This window comes from Longimicrobiaceae bacterium, from assembly GCA_036375715.1.
In the GTDB taxonomy this organism is placed as follows: domain Bacteria; phylum Gemmatimonadota; class Gemmatimonadetes; order Longimicrobiales; family Longimicrobiaceae; genus DASVBS01.
In genome coordinates this window covers 1-5,606 of sequence record DASVBS010000032.1, presented here as the reverse complement: position 1 = coordinate 5,606, position 5,606 = coordinate 1, and the positions used below count along the sequence as shown (strand labels likewise).

General features: G+C 66.7%; 5 protein-coding genes. All 5 read right to left on the bottom strand.

Annotated features, from left to right (window positions below; all coding sequences use genetic code 11):
* Nucleotides 1-93: 93 nt before the first annotated feature.
* The 5 genes from VF167_06770 to VF167_06750 all read right to left on the bottom strand — a co-directional run bounded on the left by VF167_06770 (nt 94) and on the right by VF167_06750 (nt 5,475).
* On the bottom strand, nt 94-1,419 hold the full coding sequence (locus VF167_06770) for a pyruvate dehydrogenase complex dihydrolipoamide acetyltransferase (protein ID HEX6925114.1): 1,326 nt from the start codon (nt 1,417-1,419) through the stop codon (nt 94-96).
* A 125-nt stretch (nt 1,420-1,544) separates the two neighbouring features.
* Nucleotides 1,545-2,525: a pyruvate dehydrogenase complex E1 component subunit beta gene (locus tag VF167_06765; protein ID HEX6925113.1), complete on the bottom strand. Its 981-nt coding sequence runs from the start codon at nt 2,523-2,525 to the stop codon at nt 1,545-1,547.
* Nucleotides 2,526-2,670: 145 nt separating this feature from the next.
* Complete coding sequence (pdhA, locus tag VF167_06760) at nt 2,671-3,816, bottom strand: pyruvate dehydrogenase (acetyl-transferring) E1 component subunit alpha (protein HEX6925112.1); 1,146 nt, start codon at nt 3,814-3,816, stop codon at nt 2,671-2,673.
* A 95-nt stretch (nt 3,817-3,911) separates the two neighbouring features.
* Entirely contained in the window at nt 3,912-5,039 is a 1,128-nt protein-coding gene (lipA, locus tag VF167_06755; GenBank protein ID HEX6925111.1) for a lipoyl synthase, read from the bottom strand.
* 163 nt (nt 5,040-5,202) lie between these two features.
* Nucleotides 5,203-5,475 (bottom strand): chorismate mutase, encoded by a 273-nt coding sequence (locus VF167_06750; GenBank protein HEX6925110.1) that lies wholly within the window; start codon nt 5,473-5,475, stop codon nt 5,203-5,205.
* Nucleotides 5,476-5,606: the final 131 nt, after the last annotated feature.

Genomic DNA, 5,606 nt, shown 5'->3' with positions numbered 1-5,606 from the left:
GCCGAAACCTGGCGCCGGCCCACTAGTCTTTCCCGCATTACTTCTCAACCGGAGAACTTCGTGCAGACGGATAACGGATAACGGATAGCCTTCTCACGCGATCATCATCATCGGCTCCTCCAGATAGCTCTTCAGCGTCTGGAGGAACTGCGCGCCAGTGGCCCCGTCGACCACGCGGTGGTCGCAGGAGAGGGTGACACGCATGCGGTTGCGGATCACCATCTCGCCGTTCTCCACCACCACCTTGTCCTGGGCAGCGCCGACGGCCAGGATGGCGGCCTCGGGCGGGTTGATGACGGCCGTGAACTCCTCGATGCCGAACATCCCCAGGTTGGAGATCGAGAAGGTGCTTCCCGTATACTCCTCGGGCAGCAGCTTCTTCTCTCTCGCGCGGCCGGCGAGCTCCTTCACCTCGGTCGCGATCTCCGTGATCCCCTTGCGGTGCGCGTTGCGAATGACCGGCGTGATCAGGCCCTCGTCGACCGCCACCGCCACGCCGATGTGCACGTCGCTGTACTGGCGGATCGCCTCGCCGGTCCACGCGGCGTTCACCCAGGGATGGCGCAGCAGCGCCATGGCGGCTGCCTTGATGATGAGGTCGTTGGGGGAGACCTTGACGCCCTGATCGGCGAAGCGCTCGTTGATCTTCTTCCTAAGCTCCATCGCCTGGGTCATGTCGATCTCGATGGTGAGGAAGAAGTGCGGCACCGGCCCGATCGACTGCGTGAGCCGACGCGCGATGGTCTTCCGCATCTGCGAGAGCGGGACGTCGGCGTAGGCGGCCTCGGCGGTGGGGGCCGGTGCTGCTACCGCGGGAGCCGCCGCGGCAGCCGGGGCCCCCTCGAGGGCGGCTTCGATGTCGCGCTTGATGATGCGCCCGCCCGGGCCGGTGCCGGAGATCTGGTCGAGCGACAGACCGCCCTGCTTGGCCAGTCGCCGCGCGAGTGGCGATGCCTTGACCCGTCCCCCCGCCTCGGCGCCGTCGGCGGCCGCCGCGGAAGGAGCAGGCGCCGGAGCGGGGGCGGTTGCCACCGCGCCGGTTCCCTCGGCGGCCGGTCCCGCGGCCGCGGCAGCGGCCCCCTTCTCCTCCGCCTCCTTGGCTGCGCCCGCGGGGGCAGCCGCAGTCGGAGGCGCCGCGCCGTCGCCGCCCGCCTCCGCGATGATCGACGAGATGTCCTCGTCCGCCCCGGCGATGACGGCGATGACCGCCCCGACGCTCGCCGTCTCGCCCTCCGGCAGAATCACCTTGCGGAGGAGGCCGCTCCCCCGGGCCACCAGCTCCATGGTCGCCTTGTCTGTCTCGACCTCCGCCAGCACATCCCCCTCGGCGATCTCATCACCCTCTTTCTTCAGCCAGGTGATCAGGCGCCCCTCCTCCATGGTCGGAGACAGCGCTTCCATGTAGACTTTGGTGGCCATTTGCGACGATAGTTCGGTTGTTCGATTGTGGCTGAAAGAAGTCAGAAGCCAGGAGCCAGGAGCCAGAAGTCAGCGAGGCAGTCCCACTGCACCTTCTGGCTTCTGGCTCCTCTTCTTCTGGCTTCTCATCTGTACAACACCCTATTCACCTTCTCCAGGATCAGCTCGACGCTCGGCTTCGCGAGCCTCTCGAGGCCCTTGGCATAGGGCATCGGGACGTCGGCCTGGGTGACCCGCAGGACGGGGGCATCGAGGTGGTCGAAGGCCTCCTCCTGGATGATCGCCGCGATGGTGGCGGTGATGCCGCTGTAAGGCCAGCCCTCCTCGACCAGGACTACCCGGTTCGTCTTCGCGACGGTGCGCAGGATGGCGTCGACGTCCAGCGGCCGCAGGGTCCGAAGGTCCAGCACGTCGGCGCTGATGCCCTCCTTCTCCAGCTGCTGCGCGGCCTGCAGGACGAGGTTGATCATCTTCCCATGCGTGATGATCGACACGTCCGATCCCTCTCGCTTCAGGTCGGCCACGCCGAGCGGAATGACGAAGTCCTCGTCCTCGGGGACTTCGCCCTTGATGTTGTAGAGCATCTCCCCCTCGAAGAAGCACACCGGGTCGTCGTCGCGGATGGAGGCCTTGAGCAGGCCCTTCGCGTCGGCGGGGGTGCCGGGGGTGACGATCTTGAGGCCGGGGAAGTGGGCGTATACCGCCTCGAGCGCCTGGGAGTGCTGCGCGGCCAGCTGGAGGGCGGCTCCGTTGGGTCCGCGGAAGGTGACGGGAATCTTGAACTGGCCCGCGCTCATCGAGAGCAGCTTGGCGGCCGAGTTCCAGACCTGGTCCATGGCAAGCATGGAGAAGTTCCAGGTCATGAACTCGATGACGGGCCGCAGACCCACCATGGCGGCGCCGATCCCCAGTCCGGCAAAGCCCAGCTCGGTGATCGGTGTGTCCACCACCCGCATGTCACCGAAGCGATCGAGCAACCCCTTCGACACCTTGTACGCACCATTGTAGACCCCGACCTCCTCACCCATGAGGAAGACGTCAGGGTCCCGCTCCATCTCTTCGACGAGCGCCTGGTTGAGGGCGTCGCGGTAGGTGATTACGGCCATGAATGAGGTTATCCGTTATCGGTTGTCAGTTATCAGTCAGCGATCATCCTGCTGAGGCCCGGTCGTCGGTGCCGGGTTCCGCTTCCGCTGCCGTGCCACCGGGTATTCGGACCGCTCGCGGATAGCGCCGCCCAGGATACTCGCCTCAGTTCCTGCCGTCGAAGAAGAGCCTGCCCGCTACGTCTTCGTTGGCGTAGACGTCCCGGTACAGCTCTTCGGGGGAAGGCTCCGGCGACTTGTCGGCGAACTCGGCGGCCGCCTCGGAGATCGCCTTCACTTCTTCGTCCATCTTCTCGAGCTCTTCCTGCGACAGGATCCCCTGCTCCGCGAGGAAGTTCGCGTAGATGCGGATGGGGTCGTTGAGCTTCTCCTCTTCGACTTCCTCCTTGGTGCGGTAGACGCCCGAGACCGGGTCCGACATCGAGTGCCCGACGAACCGATAGGTGCGTGCCTCGATCAGCGTGGGCCCTCCGCCGCTACGGGCTCGGTCGACGGCCGGCTTCACGACGCGGTATACGTCGAGGACGTCCATGCCGTCGGCGACCGCGGAAGGCATCGCGTAGGCGCTGGCCTTCTGCGAGATGTCGTAGAGCGAAGAAGCGCGCTCCCACGCCGTGCCCATGCCGAAGCGGTTGTTCTCCACGATCACCACCAGCGGCAGCTTCCAGAGCGCGGCCATGTTCAGCGACTCGTGGAAAGCGCCCTGGTTGACCGCGGCTTCGCCGAGGTAGACCTGCATCACGCGGTCTTCCCCGCGGTACTTGATCTTCCAGGCCACACCAAGGGCGAGCGGGATCTGACCGCCCACGATGCCATGGCCGCCGAGGTAGTTGTGCTCCTTGGAGAACATGTGCATCGAGCCGCCCTTGCCGCCGGACATCCCGTCCTTGCGGCCATACAGCTCGGCCATGACCGCGTTCGGGTGCGCGCCCATCTGCAGAGCGTGCACGTGCTCCCGGTAGGCGGTCATGACATAGTCACCGTCCCGGAGCGTGTGGATGCCGCCGACCGCCACGGCTTCCTGACCGATGTACAGGTGGCAGAAGCCGCCGATCTTGGCGACCGCATACGCCTCCGCGGCCTTCTCCTCGAAGCGCCTCCCCAGCAGCATGTCGCGCATCATCCGCCGCAGCTTCTCCTGCGGCAGCCCCTGCATGCGCTCCTCCGGAGTCAGGTCGGGCTTGCCCTCCTGCTCCCACGCAGGATCCTGCGGCGGGGTTTCCGGCGACGAGGGAAAGTCGTGCGGAGCGGGACGGTCTGCCTTGCCCTTCTTCGTCTTCGTGTCAGCCATGTGATCAGCCGATGTTTATGCGCTCTGCCGGGCCGCCCCCACTATTCCGTGCGGGCGGTCTCCGACAGACCCGTACGACGTACGGCGGGGAGTGACTACAGGCCACCGATCTGGACGAGGCGTGGAGGCGCCGCGTTCGAGGCCAGGTGCCGACGAGCCTCCGCTTCGACCGGGTCGATCTCCACCTCGCCGTCTACGTCCGCCTCCAGGATCTCCGTGATCCTGCCCACGCCGCCAGCCACTGTCTGGCGTGCCTGCTCTTTCGCGTGATAGGACGAGCGAACCAGGGGCCCGGACTCGACGTGGGCGAAGCCGAGCTCCTTCTCTCCGATTTCCTTCCACCGCCGGAATTCTTCCGGCGTCACCCAGCGATCGAGCGGGATGTGGTGCTCGGAGGGGCGTAGGTACTGACCCAGCGTGAGAATGTCGACCGACGCCTCGCGGAGGTCGCGCATGGTGGCGTAGATCTCTTCCTCGGTCTCGCCCATTCCCAGGATGATGGCGCTCTTGGTCAACATCGAGGGATCCATGCGCTTCACCGCGCCGAGGATGGAGATGCTGCGCCAGTAGCGCCCGCCGGGGCGTATCGCGCGCATCAACCGCTCGACGGTGTCCACGTTGTGGGCGAGGATCTCCGGCTTCGCCTCCACCACCAGCCGCAGGGCGTCCTCGTTCCCCTTGAAGTCGGGGATCAGCACCTCGACCGAGCAACCCGGCACCCGTGCGTGGATTTCCCGGATCGTGGCGGCATAGATGCTCGCCCCGCCGTCGCGCAGTTCGTCGCGGTTGACGGAGGTGATGACGGCGTGCTCGAGACCCATCGCGACGACCGAGTCGGCGACCCGGCGAGGCTCGTCGAGGTCCAGCTCGGTGGGCATGCCGTGAGCCACCGCGCAATACTTGCACGCGCGGGTGCAGACGTCGCCCAGGATCATGAAGGTGGCGGTTCCCGACTCCCAGCATTCGCCGATGTTCGGGCAGTGCGCCTCCTCGCACACGGTGTGGAGGCGCTGATCCCGCATCATCTTCTGCAGGCGCAGGTAGTTCGGGCCACCCGGGGCGCGCACCTTCAGCCATTCCGGCTTGCGCGCGCGCAGGGGGACCCCTGCTTGGCCCTCCGCCAGGTGAAGCGTGGGCTTGCCCTTGCTCTTGACCACCCCGTTGTCCTTGCCTTCCGGCGCGTAGCCGTAGGGGACGCGAGGCGGAGTTTGGCTGCTACTCATATATCAGAATCCGGCGGAGCGGATACTATTCCGGCCATGGAGCCTCATGACCGCCGCAATCACGGGGCCAGGGGCGCATCCTACTGGTGCGCGGTAACCTAGCCCCGGGACAGTGGGCTGGCAACTCGGACGTTGCCAGGCTTCCACAGCGGAAACCCCGCGGTCAGACTTCGTTCTGCGCCCGTCGCGCGAGGCCGATGAGGTGCCAGAAGATGTAGCGCACGTCCTCGTCCTCGATCCCCACCTCGCGCGCGATCTGCCCCGCCCGGCGCACCACCGCCGCCTCGCGTGCGGGATCGAGGGTGGGGAGGCCGGCGGCTCGTTTGGCGCGTCCAATCTCGCGGGCGAGCTCGACGCGGCGCGCGATCAGCTCGATGATCGATCTGTCGACCGCCTCGATCTCCTCGCGGAGCCGGTCCATCTCTTCGCCGGCCATGGTCAGGCGACGGCGGCGAGGGGAGTGGAGACGAGCTCGCGGCCGGCGGCCTGAGCGAAGGGGGCGAGGCGTCGCATGAGGTCGGTGAAGGAGTCGATGGTGAGCGACTGGTCCCCGTCGGAGAGGGCGCT

Coding starts and splice junctions, on each gene's coding strand:
- VF167_06770 (HEX6925114.1), bottom strand. CDS start 1,419: ATGGCCACCAAAGTCTACATGGAAGCGCTGTCTCCGACCATGGAGGAG.
- VF167_06765 (HEX6925113.1), bottom strand. CDS start 2,525: ATGGCCGTAATCACCTACCGCGACGCCCTCAACCAGGCGCTCGTCGAA.
- pdhA (HEX6925112.1), bottom strand. CDS start 3,816: ATGGCTGACACGAAGACGAAGAAGGGCAAGGCAGACCGTCCCGCTCCG.
- lipA (HEX6925111.1), bottom strand. CDS start 5,039: ATGAGTAGCAGCCAAACTCCGCCTCGCGTCCCCTACGGCTACGCGCCG.
- VF167_06750 (HEX6925110.1), bottom strand. CDS start 5,475: ATGGCCGGCGAAGAGATGGACCGGCTCCGCGAGGAGATCGAGGCGGTC.